Genomic DNA, 18,665 nt, shown 5'->3' with positions numbered 1-18,665 from the left:
CCTTGTTCGTGCCGCCCGTGTTCGTGCCGCCCCTGGTCGTGCCTCCCTCGCTGTCGCCGCCCTTGTTCGTGCCGTCCGCGCCCGTCCCGCTGCCTTCTCCGGCCGAGCGCCGCCTGACCTTGCGCACCGAGAGCATGATCAGCAGCGGGGTGAGGGCCGAGCCCACGGCGAGCTGCGACAGCCCGACATCGGGCGCCTGCAGGACGGTGAACAGCACGGCGAGGGCGGTGCCGAGGACGGCCAGCACCAGAGCCTGGCGCACCGGGTCCCGGTTGGTGACGGCCACGGTCGCGGCGGCGGCCACGAACAGCAGGGCCACGACGACGACGGCGTCAGCCACGGCCCACCCCCTTGAAGCCGCCGGACAGTGCCCGGGAGGCGATGACGTTCCCGCCGACCAGCAGTGCCCCGACCACCAGGAGCTTCACCATCGCCCGGCCGGGCCCGGTGACCGCGCACAGCACCAGCACGACGACCGCGCCGACGCCGGCGGCCGCCCAGGTCGGTCCCCAGGCCCGGGGCGGGGCGTCGGCGAGTTCGTCGGCGAGCAGCCGGGCGAACACCAGGGTGCCGACCGGGCCCAGCAGGGCCAGGACCAGGGCGAGATCGACGTAGGAGGTGCGGCTGTAGCCCTGGGCGAGCAGCAGCAGGCCGGGACAGACCATGGCGGTTGACAGGTTCTGGGCGGCGACCCTGCGGCCCAGCGGGCCGGTGGCCACCCCCCCACAGGGTCGTGCCGAGACCCACGGCCAGCACGACCGTGGCTGCCAGGATCCAGCCGTTCACCGCCGGTCCACCGCCCGCCGTCCGGCCCGCGCGGCCAGCGCGCCCACACCCGCTGCGCACGTGCCGACCACCCATTCCAGGGTGTACACGGTGCTGATGAGCATCAGCCACAGCACGAGGAGCGCGGCCCACCAGGCCAGGACCTCGCCCACGGCGAGGAGTGCCGTACGCGGGCTCACTCGCCACCTCCTGGGCTCGGCCGTGGTCCGCAGCTGTCCGGCGCACGCACGTCCCGTACGCCACTTCCCGGCATACAAGCACCGCCCCGGGTACGGGGCGGGCGGCGGCGCGCGGCCCTGAAGCCCGGATGCCCCGACAGCAGCAACGGAAACCGGTGGCACACCGCGCGCCCGGCCCGCAGGGCAGACGGCATCCTCCAACCATTCGGGGGTAACCGGCTTTTCACCTAAGGAAGTTGAGGTCTGGAGGACCGAATGGGCCGCGTGGCGCTCCGTCCACGTACTGTTTTCCGCCCGCGCACCGCTGGGCCACGGCGCGCCCGGCGCGCGCCACGACCGGACGCCGGCGAGCGCCGGCCGCTGCCCTGGCCGCTGCGGCTGCTGGCGATGCTGTGCGCCTTCGTCTTCATGGTGGCGTTCGCCGTCGTCCTGGCCCGGCTGACGCTGGAACCCTCACCGGCGTCGGCGGCCATCGCGCACACCAATCTGCGTCCGGGCCGCTCGCTTCGGGCCTATCTCGAGGCGCCGGAACTGCGTGACGCGGTCAAGCAGATAGGCGGGAACCTGCTGCTCGGGGTGCCGTTCGGCGTACTGGTGCCGGTCGTGGCACCGCGGGCACGCAGGCTGCCGAGCGTGCTGCTGCTGACCGCGCTCGTGATGCTGCTGGTGGAGTTCGCCCAGGGAGCGCTGATCACCGGGCGGGCCTTCGACATCGACGACGTCATCCTCAACACCACGGGCGCGCTGATCGGTCACCTGCTCCTGGGGCGGCGGATGGGCCGCGCCGTGCACGCCCGCACACGGCCTGAGTGACGATCAGAACTGGTCCGTACCACAGTATTGACGACCCCTTAGTTCACTTCTTAAATCAAGAGGCGACGCATCCATCCCCCACAACGGTCGGCGTGCCCGCGCACCGGGGCGCCGTACGGAAGGGAGAGTCGTGGCCTCCCCACGCACGCTCCGCAGATGTCTCCTCGCAGCCCTGTCCGCGGTGCTCGCCGGATCGGCCGCCGCCGGTCCCGCGCGGGCCGACGCCCCCCACGCGTCGGCGGCCGCAGTGACGACCTTCTCCGACACCTTCGACGGGCCCGCGGGCGCGGCCGTCGACTCCGCCAAGTGGCAGACGGAGACCGGCGACAACGTCAACAACCACGAGCGGCAGTACTACACCCCGGGCAACGAGAACGCCGCCCTGGACGGCCAGGGCCATCTGATCATCACCGCCCGGCACGAGAACCCGGCCAACTACCAGTGCTGGTACGGCACCTGCCAGTACACCTCGGCCCGGCTGAACACCTCGGGGAAATTCGCCGCGCAGTACGGGCACGTCGAAGCACGGATGAAGATCCCGCGCGGGCAGGGGATGTGGCCGGCGTTCTGGATGCTCGGCAACGACATCGGGCAGGTCGGCTGGCCGGACTCCGGCGAGATCGACGTGATGGAGAACGTCGGCTACGAGCCCTCGACCATCCACGGCACCATCCACGGCCCCGGCTACTCCGGCTCGGGCGGCATCGGCGCCGCCTACGCACTCCCCGGCGGCCAGGCCTTCGCCGACGCCTTCCACACCTTCGCCGTCGACTGGGCGCCCGACTCGATCACCTGGTCGGTGGACGGGGCGGTCTACGAGCGGCGCACCCCCACCGACCTGGGCGGGAAGACATGGGTGTTCAACAAGCCTTTCTTCCTGATCCTGAACCTGGCCGTCGGCGGCTACTGGCCGGGCGACCCGGACGGCTCCACTCCCTTCCCGGCCCAGCTGGTGGTCGACTCGGTCTCGGTGACCACCTCCGACTCGCCCACCGGCGCCGCGATCCGGGGGCCGGCCGGAAAGTGCGTGGACGTGGCCGCGGCGAACTCCGCCAACGGCACCCCGGTGCAGCTCTACGACTGCAACGGCACCGCTGCCCAGCAGTGGACGGTGGCCTCGGACGGCACGCTGCGCGCGCTCGGCAAGTGCCTGGACGTGACGGACGACGGCACCGCGGACGGCTCCACCGTCCAGCTGTGGGACTGCACCGGCGGCCCCAACCAGAAGTGGGCCCTCACCCCGGCGCACGACATCGTCAACCCGCAGGCGAACAAGTGCCTGGACGTCACCGGCAACAACTCCGCAGACGGCACCCGGCTGCAGATCTGGACCTGCACTGGCGGCGCCAACCAGAAGTGGACGGTGGGCTGAGCACGACCATGGCCGCGTCCGTCACCGTGTGGACGCGGCGACGGGCGCTGTGGGCGGGTCCGGCTGGTGCTGCGGCCGGAAAGCTTTGCCGGAAAGCTCGCGGCGTCCGGTGCGGTGCATCGCAAGGCGGAGCATCGCCCGCGTACCGGATGTACTCGGGTGATGCGACAACGCGGCGAGGTGCCGTGCCGGACGCCGCGAGCCGGTGAACCTTTCCGGTCACAGCACTGGCTAGTGCGGCGTCCAGGTGAACTTGTCACCGCCCACCCAGCGGACCACGTCCGGATCGTCCAGGTCATGGACTCTGATGCCGAACAGGGAGGCGGCCTGCAGCACGTCCGTGATGCTCTTGGCCTCCCCGACCACCTGGCCGTCGATCTCCACGATGCGGAAGGGCGGGGGGCCCGGCTGCACCCCGAGCACCAGGATCCGCGGCCGGGAGATGTATGGGCTCGAGACTTCGGTCATGCCATAAAGCCTAGAACGCCACCAGCGCCGACGAGTGACCCGCGTCACTGCTCAAGCACCTCCCGCACCGGCGTCTCCACCGCCCCCTGCGTGGCCGGATGCCCGAAGTTCCCGTGCTCGCCCAGCCGGGTGAGCCAAGCGGCGATCGCTCCCCCTCCGCGCCCGGGGATGCGCCGGGCGGACCGGACGTCGCGTCGCCGTCGTGGTGCGGTCCCGCGCGGTGCGGTCCCGCGCGGTGCGGTCCCGCGCGGTGCGGCCGTCGCCGTGCAGGGGAACTCTGGGGGTGGAGGTGACGATGGACCCCCTTGAGGCACTCGACCGGATCGCCTTCCTGCTGGAGCGGTCCCAGGCGCCGGCGTACCGCGTACGCGCCTTCCGTACCGCCGCCGGGGTGCTGTCCGCGCTGCCCCCGGAGGAGGTCGCCCAGCGGGCCTCGGCCGGGAGCCTGGAGTCGCTCAAGGGAGTCGGCCCGAAGACCGCTCAGGTGGTGCGCGAGGCGCTGGCCGGGGAAGTGCCCGGTTATCTGCGCAAACTGGAGGGCGAGGCCGCGGGCCCGCTCGCCCACGGCGGCGAAACGCTGCGGGCGCGCCTGCGCGGGGACTGCCATCTGCACTCCGACTGGTCCGACGGCGGCAGCCCCATCGAGGAGATGGGCCGGGCGGCGGCCCGCCTGGGCCACGAGTGGGCGGTGCTCACCGACCACTCGCCGCGGCTGACGGTGGCGCGCGGGCTGCCGGCCGGGCGGCTGCGCGAGCAGCTGGAGGTGGTGGCGCAGCTGAACGAGACCTGGGCCCCCTTCCGCCTGCTGACCGGCATCGAGTGCGACATCCTCGACGACGGCTCGCTCGACCAGGAGCCGGAGCTGCTGGAGCGGCTGGACGTCGTGGTGGTGTCGGTGCACTCCAAGCTGCGGATGGACGCCCGCTCGATGACCCGCCGCATGGTGGCCGCCGTACGCAATCCGCACTCCGACGTCCTCGGCCACTGCACCGGACGGCTGGTGTCCGGGCGCGGGCGGCCCGAGTCGGAGTTCGACGCGGACGCGGTGTTCGCCGCGTGCGCCGAGACGGGCACCGCCCTGGAGATCAACAGCCGCCCGGAGCGGCTGGACCCGCCGCGACGGCTGCTGCGCCGGGCCGTCGGGGCGGGCGTGCTGTTCTCGATCGACACCGACGCCCACGCGCCCGGCCAGCTGGACTGGCAGATCCACGGGTGTGCGCGGGCCGAGGAGTGCGGCGTGCCGCCCGAGCGCGTGGTGACCACGTGGACCAGGGACGAGCTGCTGGACTGGACCCGTGCACGGCGTACGCCGTCCGGAGTGGCGAGCGGCTGACGCGGTACCCGTACGGTCCGGGGGACCGGAAGCGAGAGGAACCAGGATGGACCGCGCCGCCGTGTTCGACGTCGACGGAACGCTCGTCGACACCAACCACCTCCATGTCACCACCTGGTGGGAGGCCTTCCGGCAGGCCGGCCACCGGGTGCCCATGCACGCGATCCACCGGTCCGTGGGGCTCGGCTCCACCGATCTGATCGCGCACCTGCTCGGCGAGGACCGCGACAAGGAGCGGGACGGAGAGCTCAGCGCCGCCCACACGGCGCTGTACGCCCAGTACTTCGACCGGCTGCCCGCCCTCCAGTACGCCGGGCGGCTGCTGCGGCGCCTGCACGAGGACGGCTGGCAGGTGGTCCTCGCCACCTCGGCGAGCGGACCGGAGCTGAGCGCGCTGCGCCGTGCGATCGACGCGGACGACGCCATCGCCGCCACGGCGAGCGCCGACGACGTCGAGGAGGGCAAGCCCGCGCCGGAGCCGGTCGAGCACGCCCTCGAACTGGTCGGGGTGCCCGTCGAGCGTGCGGTGTTCGTCGGCGACACCGTGTGGGACATGCGGGCCGGCAGCCGGGCCGGGGTGCGGTGTGTGGGTGTGCTGTGCGGCGGCATCCCACGCGCCGATCTGGAGCGCGCAGGCGCGCAGGTGATCTACGACGACCCCGCGCATCTGCTGGCGTCCCTGCCGGACAGCCCACTGGCCCGGGACACGTGAATACGCTCGCGCACCGTCACCGTGCCGCCATGAACGCGCGCAGGTCCGCGGTGAGCCGGTCGGCGTGGGTGACGAAGAGGCCGTGGCCGGCGTTCTCGTAGGTCTTCAGGGTGGCGTCGGGGAGCAGGCGGGCGGTTCGCGCGCCGGTGACGGGCAGGGGGGCCGAGGTGTCGTGGGTGCCGTGGACGACGAGGACCGGGAGGTCCAGCTTCGGCAGCTCGGGAGCCACGTCGACCGTGACGACCAGGTCGTTGACGGCGTTCGCCGCGCGGGCGGTGGAGGCCATGCAGAGGTCGACGGCGTGGCGTACGTACTCGGCCGACACCTCGTTGCCGGGCAGGTCGAGGGCGAAGAAGGCAGGGGCGCCGTTCTCGTAGAACGCCGCCCGGTCCCTGCGGAACACCTCGTTGGCGGCCCGCATGGCGTCCGGGTCCGCGCCGTCGGGGTTGCCGTCCGAGCGGGCCACCGCCGGCGCGATGCCGGCGACCAGGGCGGCCCGGGCGACCCGGGCGGTGCCGTGCCGGGTCAGGCAGCGCACGATCTCTGCGCCGCCCATCGAGTGACCGCCGAGGGTCGCCTCCCGCACGTCCAGGTGGTCGAGCAGTCCCTGCAGGTCGTCGGCGAGGGTGTCGAGGTCGTAGCCGCCCCACACGTCCTCGGAGCGCCCGTGGCCGCGACGGTCCAGGCCGACGCAGCGGTGGCCCTCCTCCGCCAGGGGGAGCATCTGGAACTCCCACATGCCGGTGCCGAGGTAGGCGCCGTTGACGAACACGGCCACCGGCCCGTCGGCCGGCCCGTAGTCGACGTAGTGCAGTCGCGTGCCGTCGACGGGGCTGGTGAAGTACGGCATGGCGGACCTCCCGGAATCCGGTGCGCAGGGGCGAGTGGGTACGTCTCCATGGTTCCGGGCGGGGCGGAAGGGGTCGATTACCTCCGGCGTCATGCCGCGTTCGGCTACGGGCCGGGCCGTGAAGAACACGGACTCCCGGCCGCCGACCGTGGAGGTGCTCACGCCGAGGACGCGGGCTGCCACGCCGCACACCCTGCCCCGGTCCATACGTCATCCGTATTAAGCCTGCCGAATACGCAAGCACGGCGGGGAGTGGGGTGGCCGCGTCGAGTCGGCCGGACCGGGTACTCGGTGGTCCGCACCATCGGCCGCCGCGGAGAGGAGCCCAAGGTGAGCAGCGCGTCGGACAGCAGGGTCGTCGTCACGGGCGCCACCGGCAACGTCGGCACGAGCGTCGTCCGTGTTCTCTCCGAGGATCCGGACATCGGGTCGGTACGGGGTCTGGCCCGCCGGATTCCGCAGTGGTCGCCGCCGAAGACGGAGTGGTCGGCGATCGACGTGGCGTCCGAGCAGGCCGGTCTGGCCGCGGAGTTCGAGGGCGCCGACGCCGTGATCCATCTCGCCTGGGCGTTCCAGCCGACGCACGATCCGGCGACGACCTGGCGCACCAACGTCCTCGGCAGCATCCGCGTCTTCGAGGCGGCCGCCGCCGCACAGGTGCCGGTACTGGTGCACGCGTCGTCCGTCGGCGCGTACTCGCCGGGGCCGAAGGACCACGCGGTGGACGAGTCGTGGCCGACGCACGGCTGGCCTGACGCCGCGTACACCCGGGAGAAGGCCTACCTGGAGCGAGCCCTGGACACCTTCGAGCGCGACCACCCGGAGATGAGGGTGGTGCGGATGCGCCCGGCCTTCCTGTTCAAGCGGGAGTCGGCGAGCGAGCAGCGCCGCATCTTCGGCGGCCGGTTCCTGCCGGGCCCGCTGACGCGGCCCGATCTGCTGCCGTTCCTGCCGGACGTCCCGGGCCTGCGGGTACAGGCCCTGCACACGGACGACGGGGCCAGGGCCTACCGGCTGGCGCTGCGGCACGAGGTGCGGGGCGCCTTCAACCTGGCCGCCGACCCGCCGCTGGACGCCCGGCTGCTGAGCGAGATGCTCGGTGCCCGCCCGGTGCGTCTGCCGCGCAGCGCGGCACGCTCGGCGATCGCCGCCGCGTGGGGGCTGCACCTGCTCCCCGCCTCGCCGCACCTGTTCGACGCGGTCCTGCACCTGCCCCTGATGGACTGCACCCGCGCCCACACCGAACTGGGCTGGCGCCCGGAGCGTACGGCGACCGAGGTCCTGCAGGAGTTCCTGCAGGGGCTGCAGCGCGGCGAGGGCGCGGACACGGAGCCGCTGCGGGGCCGCAAGGTCGGCTGAGCCGGACCGGCCGGCCCGGATCCGCCTCACTCTTCCGCCTCACTCGGACCGGCAGGCCGAGACCGGTGGGCTCCACCCGGCTGAGTCAGACCGGCGTCAGACCGGCGTCAGACCGGCCGAGTCAGCCGGAGGGCTCGTCCGGGACCGGGTGTTCGGGGTGCACGGCGCCCGAGTGCGGGGCGCCCCGTCGTCCGGTGCCCGCCTCGTCGGTGTCCGGGACTTCGGTGTCCGGGACTTCGGCCCCGTCCGATCCGGGTCGCGCGGTACGGGAACCGGGCTCGGGCTCGGTCCCGGTGGGCTCCTGGCAGGCCTCGCCGATCCCGTCCGAGCCTGCCCGCTCCTGTCCGGGGGCGGCGTCCCAGGGGTCCTCACCGGCATGGGTCTGCTGGTCCGGCATGTCCCGGGGGACGGGTGCGCCGTTCTCGCCGGGCGCTTCGCGGCGGTGCTCGGTCACGGGGTACTCCCTTCGGCGTCGTCGGGCGACGCGCGAGTACCTCCGCGGTCAACCTGCGAAACCTGGCCTCGCCCCGGCTCGGCCGGTCACCCGTGCAGGCGCAGGGCCCGCATCTGTTCCTCCAGCGGGCCGAGGCCGACGTCCCGGCGCCGCTCGTCGAGGGTCTGCGGACGGCGGACCGGATACGGGCGCAGGGTCACGGGGTCGATCCGGGTTCCGTAGAACTGGGGCTCGCCCAGTTCCACGGCGCAGTGATCGGCTATGTAGGCGAGGTGCACCGCGGGACAGCGGCCGTCCGCCGTGGCCTGCGCGATCAGGTCCCGGCAGCGCAGCCGGAAGTCCAGGTCGGGGGCGTGCAGGAGGATCATCAACGCAGCCGTGGACGCGGACGCGCCGACGACGTCGGCGGCCGGCCAGCCGTGCCGGCGCACGATCGTCGCGAGGGCCTCGGCGTTGTCCCGGTGGCACTGACCGACACGGCGCCGCCGTTCCGGCGTGGGAGCGGCGCCCGCCGTCCGCATCAGCTCCCGGTCCGCCTCCGCCATGCGCTCCAGCTCTTCCGCCACCGCGGAGGCGAGCGCCGGCGACAGCGCTGTCCTGGCCACTCCGGCCGCGGAGCCCTCGGCGGGACCGGCGCCCGGCCCTCCCACCGCGATCTGCGCGTCGGGCACCTCGTGACCCCCGGATCCCCCCGCGGGGGCCCCGACGCCCGACGACGGCACCAGCGGCACTCCGAGGCATCCGCCGGCCGGCTCCGGTGCCGCCCGCCCCGCCGGCGTCGTGTGCGCCGATCCGCTCGCCTGTGCTTCACCCACCGCGGGCCTTGCCGTCCGTGCAGCCGTCACCGGCGTCCGTGCTGCCGTCGCCGGTGAGGTCGGCGCCGGCGCCGCCGTGGCCGCCGTCTTCGCCGTCGAGGGCGGACCCGCGCCACGGGCCGCCCGTGCCTCCCCGGTTGCGGGCTTCCCCGCCGCGCCGGTCACCGCGCCCCCGGCCTGGCGCGGCACCGCCGCGCCGCGTGGCGGGCTGCCCGGTGGTGGGTTGTCCGCGCCGCCGGTCAGGCGGTCCGCCGAGTTCCTCATGGCGCCGTACCCCGCCGTCGTAACGTGAACCAGACTCTCTTGCCCGGGCTTGCGGGCTCGGGCGGGGACATGCCCCAGTCGTCCGCCAGCGCGGCCACGATGGCCAGGCCCCGGCCCGACTCGGCGGCCGGGTCCGCCGGGCGCGGACGCGGGCGCGCGGGCGAGGAGTCGGCCACCGTCACCCGCAGGGTGCAGGCGCTCCACTCGACGGTGACGGTGACCGTGTCGGCGGGGTCGGTGCTGGCGTGTTTGACGGCGTTGGCGAACAGCTCGTCCGTCGCGAGGACCGCGCTGTCGCACTGGTCGGCCGACAGCCGCAGGCCCGCGAGGTGTTCGGTCACCAGACACCGTACGGCCGACGCCCAGCAGGCGTCGGCGGGCACGGTGGAGCGAAGGCGGAGAGGCTCGTCCACGGCGGCCGCCGTGGCCTCCGCGGCCTCGGCGGGCCGACCCCGGCCGGCCGCCGTCCTCGTCCTCTCCTCGGCGTCCGCCCGTGAGCGCGCCGGCCCGTGGTGCCGGTCCCCGGATGCCGTCATCGGTCCTCCTCGGGGTGCCGCGCGAGGGGCGGCAGTGGTGGCTTCGGCCCGGCAGCCGCAGTCGCGGACACTGCTTCGAGCGGTCGCACAACTCCGCGCCCGCTGGCGGCAGTCGACGTGTCCGGCGCTCCACTCGCCCGGTGCGCCGCCGGTGTCCGCCTCATGCCGCCGCCCCCGGTACCCCTCGGGACCCGCGCGCGAACTCCCGTACGCTGTCCCGGATCCTCGAGTGTCCGTCGGTCACGGTGGCCATCCAGGTCTCGCCTCGCGGTCGTGTGCGGCCGGGTGGGGCCGCACCTGCCGGAACGTCAGTTCCGCTGTCAACGGGCACAGTTGGCCGCCGTGGTGACGGCCGGTGCGGCGCCTCCCTCGATCACTATGGTCCCGCACACACTCGGCTCGCAAGCTGCGTTCTGATAATTTCAGAACGCTCCGCATCACCCTGTCCGTGTCATCGGCGCCGTGGCACACTGCACGCTGTGACGGCCGCTGCGGGAGGTTGGACGTGAGGGAGAACCGCTCTGGCGGCAGCGCACCCACCGTCCTGCGGATGGTCCTCGGCAAGCGCCTGCGGCAGCTGCGGGAACAGGCCGGGGTGTCCTTCGAGGACGCGGCACGGGCCATCGAGGTGACCCCCTTGACGGTCCGCCGGATCGAGAAGGCCGAGGTCGGGCTGCGTATCCCGTACGTCAGGGAGCTGTTGCGCACCTACGGGGTCCCGGCGGCGGAGATCGACGACTTCCTCACCCTGGCGCGGGAGGCCAACCGGCCCGGCTGGTGGTACAAGTACCGCGACGTACTGCCGGAGTGGTTCAGGGCCTATGTGAGCCTGGAGAGCGAAGCCAGCGTCATCCGCCTGTACGAACCCCATTACGTCCCCGGCCTGTTGCAGACGCACGACTACGCCACCGCGCTCATGCGCATCGGCTTCCCCAACGAGTCGGAGGAGGAGACGGCCCGCCGCGTGGACCTGCGCCTCAGGCGCCAGGACCTGCTCGCCAAGCCGGACGCCCCGGTCGTGTGGGCCATCGTGGACGAGACCGTGCTGCGCCGTCCGGTGGGCGGGGCCGAGGTGATGCGGGCGCAGGTGGACCGGTTGCTCGAGACCCTGGAGATGCCGAAGGTGCGGATCCAGGTCATGCGCTTCTCCGTGGGCGCCCATCCGGGCGCCTACGGCCCCTTCCACCACTTCCGGTTCGGGTTCTCCGAACTGCCCGACATCGTCTACACCGAGACCCTCGCGGGATCGGTCTACTACGACCGTCCGGAGGACGTCGTCGCCTGTCTCGAAGTACTGGACCGGATGTCCGTGCAGGCGGAACCGGTCGCACGGACCAGGGACATCCTGGTTGAACTGCGTAAGGAGTTGTGAGCCATGGAATTCACCGGATCCAACGGCCCCGTCCGCAACGGCATGCCGGCCGGCGACCTGGGAGCAGAGGGCTGGCACAAGCCCTGGAGCGGCACCAACGGCGGCTCCTGCGTCGAGGCCAAGCGACTGCCCGACGGCCGCGTGGCGTTCCGCCAGTCCACGGACCCCGCAGGGCCCGTGCTGGTCTACACCCGGGAAGAGATGATCACCTTCCTCGAGGGCGCCAAGGCGGGCCTGGCGGACTTCCTGGTCGACTGAGCACCCAGAACCGCGCCACGCCCGAGCCGCACGGCCCGCCGGCCGCACGACACGCCGGCCGTGCGGCGCGGGCCCGGCCGGCCCGGCACCACGCCCGAGCGACGCACGAATCGTCAACTTCGTAAATTCGTACGGAAGTTGACGATAGGTTGGACGAAGACCGCGTGACGCACCGCAGGAGATCCCCCATGACTGACAGCCGGCTCACTCCCGACCAGGACGCGTTGTCCAAGATCGACACCACGGTGCCGCACTCGGCCCGCATCTGGAACTACTGGATGGGCGGGAAGGACAACTACGAGGTCGACCGGATCGCCGGGGACGCCTACCGCGAACACGCCCCCACCATCGAGACGATGGCCCGCGCCTCCCGCCAGTACCTGATCCGCGCCGTGACGTACGTGGCCGGCGAACTCGGCATCCGGCAGTTCCTCGACATCGGCACCGGGCTGCCGACCTACGACAACACGCACCAGGTCGCCCAGCGCATGGCCCCCGAGTCGCGCATCGTCTACGTCGACAACGACCCCCTGGTGCTGCGCCACGCGCAGGCCCTGCTCACCAGCACCCCCGAGGGCGTCACCGAGTACATCGACGCGGACCTGCACGAGCCCGAGAGGATCATCGAGCGGGCCCGCGAGGTCCTGGACTTCGACCGGCCGGTCGCCCTGATGCTCATGGGCATCCTCGGTCACATCCAGGACTACGAGGAGGCGAAGTCGATCGTCCGCCGCCTCCAGGCGGCCCTGCCCTCCGGCGGTTACTTCGTCCACTACGACAGCACCGATACCGACCAGGCCCTCAAGGAGGCCCAGCAGGGCTACGACGACACCGGCGCCATCCCGTACGTGCTGCGCAGTCCGGAGCAGCTCGCCGCCTACTACGAGGGCCTGGAACTGCTCGATCCCGGCATCGTCTCCTGCCCGCTGTGGCGTCCCGAGCCCGGCACCGCACCCAGGCCGACGGACATCTACGGGGGCGTGGCCCGCAAGCCCTGACATCCCTGCGGGCGCGGGCCCCGGCATACCTGTGGGCGTGGGCCCCGGCATACCTGTGGGCGCGGGCCCCGGTGTGCTGCGACCAGGACTCAGGGCGCCGTCCGCAGGAAGTCCGTCAGCCCCTCCAGAAGACGGTCGACGTCCGCCTCGCACGTGTACGGGGCCAGGCCGACGCGCAGGCCTCCGAAGTCGCCCAGCCCGAGGTGGCGGGAGGCCTCCAGGGCGTAGAAGGAGCCGGCGGGTGCGGCCACCGCGCGCCCGGCCAGGTGGCGGTAGGCGCCGACGGCGCCGCGGCCCCCGAAGGTCAGCAGCAGCGTGGGCGTGCGCCGGGCCGCGCGCGAGTGCACGGTGATCTCCGGCAGCCGGGACAGCCCTTCCTCGATCCGCCGGCGCAGGGCGTCCTCGTACTGTTCCAGCGAGGCGAGCGAGGTGAGCAGCCGCTCCCGCCGGGTGCCGTGGGCCCGCGGGTCCATCCCGGCGAGGAAGTCCACGGCGGCGCGGGTGCCGGCGAGCAGTTCGTAGGGCAGGGTGCCGAGTTCGAAGCGCTCGGGGACCGTGTCGGTGGAGGGCAGCAACTTGTCCGGGCGCAGCGTGCCGAGCAGGTCGGGCCGGGCCGCCAGCACGCCCAGATGGGGCCCGAGGAACTTGTACGGGGAGCAGACGAAGAAGTCCGCACCGAGGCCGGCGAGGTCGACCGGCGCGTGGGCGGTGTGGTGCACGCCGTCGACGTACAGCCTCGCGCCCCGGTCATGCGTCAGGGCGGCGATCGCGGGGATGTCGGGGCGGGTGCCGATCAGATTGGACGCGGCGGTGACGGCGACCAGCCGGGTGCGGTCGGACAACTGGGCGGCGATGTCCCGCGGGCTCAGTTCCCCGGTGGCAGGGTCGAAGCCGGCCCAGCGGACGACGGCTCCGACGGCCTCGGCGGCCTGTACCCAGGGGCGGATGTTGGCGTCGTGGTCGAGGCGGGTCACGACGACCTCGTCGCCCGGCGACCAGGTCCTGGCGAGGGTGCGGGAGAAATCGTAGGTCAGCTGGGTGGCGCTGCGCCCGAAGACGATGCCGGACGGATCGGTGCCGAGCAGGTCGGCCATGGCCTGCCGGGCGGCGCCGACGCATTCCTCGGCGTTGCGCTCGCCCGCCGTGACGACCCCCCGGTTGGCCAGCGGACCCGACAGCGTCTCGGCGACGGCGTCGATGACCGGCTGCGGGGTCTGGCTGCCGCCGGGCCCGTCGAAATGGGCCCACCCCGCCTTCAGAGCGGGGAACTGCGCGCGGACACCGGCGATGTCGTGACTCACGGAAGGCTCCTTCGGACGGCCCGGCAGGGTGGCGTCCCCCCATGATCCCCCGGTCGTGGGCGCCTGCCGTGAGCCGCCCGTTCCGCCCGGTGCCCCTACGACCGGCGCTCCTCCAACGCCGCCTGCCAGGCGGGTAGTTGGGCCTTGAGGGGTCGCTCCGCGCGATGGCCGCCGCGGGTGAAGAAGTCGGCGAGCGGGAGGATCGCGGCGCCGACGGTGACCGCGTCCGGGCCGAGGCGGCCCAGGTCGATGGCCACCTTCCCGGCCGGGTGGCGCAGCGCGTACGCCGCGGCGTGGCGGCGTACGGCGGGCAGGAAGCGGGAGCCGAGCTGGAGGCCGGCCCAGCCGCCGATCAGGATCCGTTCGGGCTGGAAGAGGTTGATCAGGTCCGACAGGCCGGCGCCCAGGTACTCGGCGGTCTCCTCCAGCACGGCGAGCGCCACGGGGTCGGCCGTGCCGCCCCCGGCCGGGTACGCGGCGGCCAGCATCGCGGTGAGCGCGGTCTCCTCGTCGGTGCCGTCCGGCGGGCAGCCGCCCTCCTCCTGCCAGCGGGCCAGCAGCGACTCCGCCCCGGCGTAGGCCTCCAGGCAGCCGAGCGCGCCGCAGCGGCAGCGGCGCCCCCGTACCCGTACCGTCAGATGCCCCCATTCCAAGGCACGGCCACGCTCGACCTCGGGGGCGACCAGGCAGGCTCCGACGCCGGAGCCGAAGAGCACCACGATCGCGTTGCCCGCGCCACGCCCCGCCCCGAACCACATCTCGGCCTGGCCCAGTGTCTTGGCGCCGTTGTCGATGAAGTACTTTACGTTGTCCGGGAGTTGGGAACCGGCGCGGAGCAGGGCCTCCAGCGGCACCGCGTCCCAGCCGATGGTCTGCCCGTGCACGACGGCACCGCGGTCGGGGGTGCGCTCGACGATGCCGGGGACGCCGATGCCGACCCCGAGGAGCCGCTCGGCAGGCAGACCGGTGGCGGCGAGCACCTCCGCGATTCCGTCCCGGATGTGGCCGGTGATCACATCGACGTCGTAGCGCTGTGGGGTCAATGGGCGCTGGGTGCGGGCGAGTTCGGTGAGGGTGAGGTCGAACAGCTCCACGCGTACCCGGGTCTCGCCGACGTCGACGCCGATCATGTGGCCGCTGTTCGGGGCCACGCGGAGCAGGGTGCGGGGGCGTCCGCCGTCGGAGTCGACGCTGCCCGCCTCCTCGACGAGGCCGTCGGCGATCAGGTCGGCGACGACGTTGCTGACGGAGCCGGAGCTCAGGCCGGTCGCCGGACCGAGTTCGAAGCGGCTGAGGGGACCGTCGAAGTACAGCCGCTGCAGCACGGCCGTACGGTTGCCCCGCCTGAGATCGCGCACCGTGCGCCCGTTCCGCCCCGCCATCTGGCTCCCCTGTCCGAACCCTGCCCGACACCCTTCGCGAGCTGCAACATACCGCCGCGAGGCGTCCGGGCGCGACTTCTTCGAACCTTAGCCCACGCAATAAATTAAGTGGTGAGCAGGCTGTCGATCCGGTCCGGGACCCAGCCGTTCCCGGACATTCCGGCGTGCCGCACCCGGGCCGGGGCGGGCCGCACCGTCCTCAGGTCCCGCACCCGGCGAACACGTGTCCCCGAAATCCAGTGGACCTCCCCGCACGGCCTGCTTACCCTAGCAAAAAACCTAAAACTATTAGGTTCTCCCTGTCCCACCCACACCTGGAGGTTCCGATGAGACCGCTCACCGAGCAGGACGTCCGCAGCTCCTTTGTCAACTGCTCGAAGGGCGAGGCCAAGCGCCTGGCACTCCCCCGCGATCTCGCCGAACGCCCCTGGAACGACCTCGACTTTCTCGGCTGGCGGGATCCGGGCGCCCCCGACCGCAGCTACCTGGTCACCGAGCGGGCGGGGCGGCCGGCCGGCGTGGCCCTGCGCTTCCCCTCCTCGCAGCGCGGCTTCCTGCACCGCAGCATGTGCTCGCTGTGCCTGACCACGCACCGGGGCGGCGGGGTTTCCCTGATGACCGCCCGCAAGGCGGGCGCGGCGGGCCGCGAGGGCAACTCGGTCGGCCTGTACATGTGCACGGACCTCGCCTGCTCCCTGTACGTGCGCGGCAAGAAGGTGCCCGGATCCGGCGCCCGTTTCGAGGAGAGCCTCACCGTGGAGGAGCAGATCGCCCGCATGACGGGCAACCTGGCGGCCTTCCTGGACAAGCTGTACGCCTGACCCCGCGGACAGCGGCACGTTCGATGCGTCTGTCCACGGGGAACAGCGCAAGGGATGCAAGATGTACGTGAGTGGACGTCGTCCCTTGTCCGGCTGGTGAGGCGGCACCGGGATCCCGTGGTCGTACAGGCGCTGCGGTCGACGGCCGCGGCGACGGTCGCGTATGTGATCGCGCTGCGCCTGAGCCCCGAGCCCGCCCCGCTGACCGCTCCCCTGACAGCCCTGCTCGTCGTCCAGGTCACCCTCTTCGCCACGCTGACCACCAGCATCCGCAGGGTGAACTCGGTGGTGGCCGGAGTGCTCGTGGCCATCGCCTTCTCCCTGCTGGTGGGACTGACCTGGTGGAGTCTGGCGCTGGTGATCCTGGCCGCGCTGGCCGTCGGGCACCTCGTGCGGGTGGACGAGTTCGTGCCCGAGGTGGCGATCAGCGCGATGCTGGTCCTGGGCGTCACGAGTGTCGGCAGCACGGCCTGGGCCAGGATCGTGGAGACGCTGATCGGCGCCGCGGTGGGCCTGGCCTGCAATCTGCTGCTCGCTCCCCCGGTGTGGACCGAGCACGCGAGCGAGTCCATCGAGGGGCTGGCGCGCCGGGTGCGGAAGCTGATGCTGCACATGGGTGAGGAGCTGACCGGCGGCACGCCCGTGGAACGCGCGGCCGCCCGGCTGCACGAGGCGCGCCGGCTGGACCACGACATCGCCGACGTGGACGCCGCCCTCCGCCAGGCGGAGGACAGCCTCAAGCTCAATCCGCGCGTGCGCGAGGGGCTGCTGCACCGGGTGGTGCTGCGCACGGGACTGGACACGCTGGAGATCTGCACGGTGGTGCTGCGGGTGCTGGCGCGCACCTTCACCGACCTGACCAAGGAGCGCGAGCCCGAACCGCTGTTCTCGCCGCAGACGAGCGCCCTGGTGCAGCAACTGCTGGGCGAGATCGCCGATGCGGTGGTCAGCTTCGCGGTGCTGGTCACCACCGACGTCAGTGTGAGTGCCGAGTCGGCCGAGTCACGGCTGGCCGCCGAGCTGCGGCAGGCCGGGACCACCCGCGACAAGCTGGCGCAGCTGCTGCTGGAGGAGGTGCAGCGCGACGTGAGCAACTGGCAGCTGCACGGCGCGGTGCTGACCGAGGTCAACCGCATCCTGGACGAGATGGACACCGAGCACCGTTCGCAGCGGCTCCTGGAGGAGCTGGACCGGCACACCCGTGCGCAGCGCGAACGCCGGTCGCGCTGGACCCGGTTCGGGGACCGGCTGGGCGCGCCGGCCGGGCTGCGCCGGAACCGCGAGGACGCCCGGGAACGTTCTCTGTGACGGGGTCACCGGGCGCGCGCCCGGTGCCGACGTCGCCGGGCGGGATGCGCGCCGCTCGTCCGGGGGCGCCTCACGACGGAGGGGAGCATGCGCATGACCGACTCGCGGGTACGGATCGACGGGAACACACTGCGGCTGCCGGGCGGTGTGGCGGTGCGGTTCGTGCGCACCCTGCGGCTGCCGGAGACGGGCACCCATCCGCTGCCGCCGGGGCTCGGCGAGTTCCCCGTGCGGCGGGTGGCGGACTACGCGGACACGGTGCCCGGGCAGTGGCGGGCGCGCGGCGGGGTGATGCTGCCGGTGTATCTGCGCGAGGCCATGTGGCTGAGCTTCGCAGGCACGGCCGAGCCGGCCGCCCTGCAGGTCGGCGTGGGCAAGGTGTGCGCCGTGTCGGGCAGGCCGTGGAGCGACCGCCTCGGGCGCGACCCGCAGAACTACGTGGTACTGCCGCGCCAGCCCTGGCTGGACGGGATCAACTCCGGCAAGGGCACGGTCCGCCAGTTCGTCGCGGTGCCGCTGGGCCTCGGGGCGACGGTCGAGGGCCAGGTCACGGGCGAGGAGGTATGGGGCGGCGTGCAGTTGCAGACGTTCCCGCTCAGGGACGAGGAGCTGGCCAGGTGGCGCGAGCAGGAGCGGCGCCGCATGGAGCGGCGGGCGACGACCCGGTCGGTCAAGAGCGTGGGCGGCGCCCCCTTCCCCATGGCGGCACCGGCCGCGCCGGGCGCCGCACCGCCCGCGCCCGGCGGGGCACCGGCCCCCGCGCCGGCGGGCCGGCCCCGCGCCGCCGCCGCGATGGGGCTCGGCGTGGGCGGCTCGATGCGCCAGGAGGTGTACCAGGACGACCGGCCGCTGATCCACTGGGCCGAGGCACCCGCCGGCCGGGTGTTCGTGCACCTGGTGACGCCCCCGGAGTGGCGCCGCATCACCGGGGAGGCGCCACCACCGTCGCCGGTCGACCGCGCCGCGTACACCAGCGCGGGCCTGCCCTGGTACGACTACTACGACCAGGACGCCGAGGACCTCGCCCCCACCGGCACCCTGGCGGAGGTGAAGCCGGTCGGGGACTGGCTCGGCGACGACCACGAGCCGTGGCAGGCGCCCGCACCGCACCAGGTGCATCCCCTCAAGGACGCGCCCGGCAAGCCGGTGCAGGACGGGAACTGGTAGACGCCCGCGCGGCCGTTGCGGCGTCCCCGACGCATGGTGCCGCACTTGCCCGTGAGCCCTGGTCCAGGCCAGGGTGGCAGTCACGGCCGGGGCAGTCGACGACCTGAGGTGCGGGCA

General features: G+C 73.1%; 20 protein-coding genes and 2 pseudogenes. 12 read left to right on the top strand and 10 right to left on the bottom strand.

Annotated elements, in window-relative coordinates; genetic code table 11:
• Positions 1-91 precede the first annotated feature (91 nt).
• The 3 genes and pseudogenes from ACH4UM_RS13980 to ACH4UM_RS13970 form a co-directional block, all read right to left on the bottom strand.
• Positions 92-340: pseudogene (locus ACH4UM_RS13980) on the bottom strand (Na(+)/H(+) antiporter subunit B); the annotation flags it as partial.
• Positions 333-786 (bottom strand): annotated as a pseudogene (locus tag ACH4UM_RS13975) (monovalent cation/H+ antiporter complex subunit F). The pseudogenes ACH4UM_RS13980 and ACH4UM_RS13975, both read right to left, overlap by 8 nt.
• Positions 783-965: a hypothetical protein gene (locus ACH4UM_RS13970; protein WP_398177607.1), complete on the bottom strand. Its 183-nt coding sequence runs from the start codon at positions 963-965 to the stop codon at positions 783-785. The pseudogene ACH4UM_RS13975 and the gene ACH4UM_RS13970 overlap by 4 nt, the downstream one beginning before the upstream one ends.
• Positions 966-1,220: 255 nt before the next feature.
• Here ACH4UM_RS13970 and ACH4UM_RS13965 point away from each other — a divergent pair, with 255 nt between their 5' ends.
• Both ACH4UM_RS13965 and ACH4UM_RS13960 read left to right on the top strand, forming a co-directional pair.
• Positions 1,221-1,778, top strand: a complete 558-nt coding sequence (locus tag ACH4UM_RS13965; protein ID WP_398177604.1) for a VanZ family protein — start codon at positions 1,221-1,223, stop codon at positions 1,776-1,778.
• A 130-nt stretch (positions 1,779-1,908) separates the two neighbouring features.
• Positions 1,909-3,150, top strand: coding sequence for a lectin (locus tag ACH4UM_RS13960; RefSeq protein WP_398177601.1), 1,242 nt, complete (start codon positions 1,909-1,911; stop codon positions 3,148-3,150).
• Positions 3,151-3,381: 231 nt separating this feature from the next.
• Here the strand turns inward: ACH4UM_RS13960 and ACH4UM_RS13955 are convergent, their stop codons facing one another.
• Positions 3,382-3,618: a hypothetical protein gene (locus tag ACH4UM_RS13955; protein ID WP_398177599.1), complete on the bottom strand. Its 237-nt coding sequence runs from the start codon at positions 3,616-3,618 to the stop codon at positions 3,382-3,384.
• Between the two features lie 295 nt (positions 3,619-3,913).
• Between ACH4UM_RS13955 and ACH4UM_RS13950 the strand changes: the two genes are divergently transcribed.
• Positions 3,914-4,951, top strand: a complete 1,038-nt coding sequence (locus tag ACH4UM_RS13950; protein WP_398177596.1) for a PHP domain-containing protein — start codon at positions 3,914-3,916, stop codon at positions 4,949-4,951.
• 46 nt (positions 4,952-4,997) lie between these two features.
• Positions 4,998-5,663, top strand: coding sequence for an HAD family hydrolase (locus ACH4UM_RS13945; RefSeq protein ID WP_398177593.1), 666 nt, complete (start codon positions 4,998-5,000; stop codon positions 5,661-5,663).
• A 16-nt stretch (positions 5,664-5,679) separates the two neighbouring features.
• On the opposite strand, the gene ACH4UM_RS13940 is transcribed toward ACH4UM_RS13945, so the two are convergent.
• Positions 5,680-6,696 carry an alpha/beta fold hydrolase gene (locus ACH4UM_RS13940; protein ID WP_398177590.1) on the bottom strand — a complete coding sequence of 339 codons (1,017 nt, stop codon included), beginning with the start codon at positions 6,694-6,696 and terminating at the stop codon, positions 5,680-5,682.
• A gap of 147 nt (positions 6,697-6,843) precedes the next feature.
• On the opposite strand from ACH4UM_RS13940, the gene ACH4UM_RS13935 reads away from it, so the two are divergent.
• Positions 6,844-7,872 (top strand): SDR family oxidoreductase, encoded by a 1,029-nt coding sequence (locus ACH4UM_RS13935; protein ID WP_398177587.1) that lies wholly within the window; start codon positions 6,844-6,846, stop codon positions 7,870-7,872.
• A gap of 121 nt (positions 7,873-7,993) precedes the next feature.
• Here ACH4UM_RS13935 and ACH4UM_RS13930 read toward each other — a convergent pair whose 3' ends face one another.
• Both ACH4UM_RS13930 and ACH4UM_RS13925 read right to left on the bottom strand, forming a co-directional pair.
• Positions 7,994-8,326, bottom strand: a complete 333-nt coding sequence (locus tag ACH4UM_RS13930; RefSeq protein WP_398177584.1) for a hypothetical protein — start codon at positions 8,324-8,326, stop codon at positions 7,994-7,996.
• Between the two features lie 86 nt (positions 8,327-8,412).
• The gene (locus ACH4UM_RS13925) at positions 8,413-8,931 is read right to left on the bottom strand and encodes a DUF6624 domain-containing protein (protein WP_398177707.1); all 519 of its coding nucleotides are present in this window, start codon (positions 8,929-8,931) and stop codon (positions 8,413-8,415) included.
• Between the two features lie 175 nt (positions 8,932-9,106).
• On the opposite strand from ACH4UM_RS13925, the gene ACH4UM_RS13920 reads away from it, so the two are divergent.
• Positions 9,107-9,433: a hypothetical protein gene (locus ACH4UM_RS13920; RefSeq protein WP_398177582.1), complete on the top strand. Its 327-nt coding sequence runs from the start codon at positions 9,107-9,109 to the stop codon at positions 9,431-9,433.
• On the opposite strand, the gene ACH4UM_RS13915 is transcribed toward ACH4UM_RS13920, so the two are convergent.
• Entirely contained in the window at positions 9,402-9,941 is a 540-nt protein-coding gene (locus ACH4UM_RS13915; protein ID WP_398177580.1) for an ATP-binding protein, read from the bottom strand. The two genes, ACH4UM_RS13920 and ACH4UM_RS13915, sit on opposite strands and share 32 nt — an antisense overlap.
• Positions 9,942-10,491: 550 nt before the next feature.
• Here ACH4UM_RS13915 and ACH4UM_RS13910 point away from each other — a divergent pair.
• From ACH4UM_RS13910 to ACH4UM_RS13900, 3 genes are all read left to right on the top strand, one after another.
• Positions 10,492-11,313, top strand: a complete 822-nt coding sequence (locus ACH4UM_RS13910; RefSeq protein ID WP_398177704.1) for a helix-turn-helix domain-containing protein — start codon at positions 10,492-10,494, stop codon at positions 11,311-11,313.
• Between the two features lie 3 nt (positions 11,314-11,316).
• Entirely contained in the window at positions 11,317-11,571 is a 255-nt protein-coding gene (locus tag ACH4UM_RS13905) for a DUF397 domain-containing protein (protein ID WP_398177577.1), read from the top strand.
• 188 nt (positions 11,572-11,759) lie between these two features.
• Entirely contained in the window at positions 11,760-12,569 is an 810-nt protein-coding gene (locus ACH4UM_RS13900) for an SAM-dependent methyltransferase (RefSeq protein ID WP_398177574.1), read from the top strand.
• Between the two features lie 89 nt (positions 12,570-12,658).
• Here the strand turns inward: ACH4UM_RS13900 and ACH4UM_RS13895 are convergent, their stop codons facing one another.
• On the bottom strand, positions 12,659-13,870 hold the full coding sequence (locus ACH4UM_RS13895) for a cysteine desulfurase-like protein (protein ID WP_398177572.1): 1,212 nt from the start codon (positions 13,868-13,870) through the stop codon (positions 12,659-12,661).
• 95 nt (positions 13,871-13,965) lie between these two features.
• Complete coding sequence (locus ACH4UM_RS13890) at positions 13,966-15,252, bottom strand: ROK family protein (protein ID WP_398177569.1); 1,287 nt, start codon at positions 15,250-15,252, stop codon at positions 13,966-13,968.
• Positions 15,253-15,578: 326 nt separating this feature from the next.
• Here ACH4UM_RS13890 and ACH4UM_RS13885 point away from each other — a divergent pair, with 326 nt between their 5' ends.
• From ACH4UM_RS13885 to ACH4UM_RS13875, 3 genes are all read left to right on the top strand, one after another.
• Entirely contained in the window at positions 15,579-16,073 is a 495-nt protein-coding gene (locus ACH4UM_RS13885) for an FBP domain-containing protein (RefSeq protein WP_398177566.1), read from the top strand.
• Positions 16,074-16,127: 54 nt separating this feature from the next.
• Complete coding sequence (locus ACH4UM_RS13880; protein ID WP_398177564.1) at positions 16,128-17,381, top strand: aromatic acid exporter family protein; 1,254 nt, start codon at positions 16,128-16,130, stop codon at positions 17,379-17,381.
• A gap of 93 nt (positions 17,382-17,474) precedes the next feature.
• Entirely contained in the window at positions 17,475-18,548 is a 1,074-nt protein-coding gene (locus ACH4UM_RS13875; RefSeq protein WP_398177562.1) for a hypothetical protein, read from the top strand.
• Positions 18,549-18,665: the final 117 nt, after the last annotated feature.

The organism is Streptomyces sp. NPDC020801, assembly GCF_044334385.1.
Taxonomy (GTDB): domain Bacteria; phylum Actinomycetota; class Actinomycetes; order Streptomycetales; family Streptomycetaceae; genus Streptomyces.
This window is presented reverse-complemented; position numbering and strand designations above follow the sequence as displayed.

Excerpts from the sequence above, each read along its gene's own strand:
- ACH4UM_RS13880 (WP_398177564.1), top strand. The coding sequence starts at position 16,128 with ATGCAAGATGTACGTGAGTGGACGTCGTCCCTTGTCCGGCTGGTGAGG.
- ACH4UM_RS13890 (WP_398177569.1), bottom strand. The coding sequence starts at position 15,252 with ATGGCGGGGCGGAACGGGCGCACGGTGCGCGATCTCAGGCGGGGCAAC.
- ACH4UM_RS13905 (WP_398177577.1), top strand. The coding sequence starts at position 11,317 with ATGGAATTCACCGGATCCAACGGCCCCGTCCGCAACGGCATGCCGGCC.
- ACH4UM_RS13900 (WP_398177574.1), top strand. The coding sequence starts at position 11,760 with ATGACTGACAGCCGGCTCACTCCCGACCAGGACGCGTTGTCCAAGATC.
- ACH4UM_RS13965 (WP_398177604.1), top strand. The coding sequence starts at position 1,221 with ATGGGCCGCGTGGCGCTCCGTCCACGTACTGTTTTCCGCCCGCGCACC.
- ACH4UM_RS13955 (WP_398177599.1), bottom strand. The coding sequence starts at position 3,618 with ATGACCGAAGTCTCGAGCCCATACATCTCCCGGCCGCGGATCCTGGTG.
- ACH4UM_RS13910 (WP_398177704.1), top strand. The coding sequence starts at position 10,492 with ATGGTCCTCGGCAAGCGCCTGCGGCAGCTGCGGGAACAGGCCGGGGTG.
- ACH4UM_RS13875 (WP_398177562.1), top strand. The coding sequence starts at position 17,475 with ATGACCGACTCGCGGGTACGGATCGACGGGAACACACTGCGGCTGCCG.
- ACH4UM_RS13885 (WP_398177566.1), top strand. The coding sequence starts at position 15,579 with ATGAGACCGCTCACCGAGCAGGACGTCCGCAGCTCCTTTGTCAACTGC.
- ACH4UM_RS13950 (WP_398177596.1), top strand. The coding sequence starts at position 3,914 with ATGGACCCCCTTGAGGCACTCGACCGGATCGCCTTCCTGCTGGAGCGG.
- ACH4UM_RS13945 (WP_398177593.1), top strand. The coding sequence starts at position 4,998 with ATGGACCGCGCCGCCGTGTTCGACGTCGACGGAACGCTCGTCGACACC.
- ACH4UM_RS13915 (WP_398177580.1), bottom strand. The coding sequence starts at position 9,941 with ATGACGGCATCCGGGGACCGGCACCACGGGCCGGCGCGCTCACGGGCG.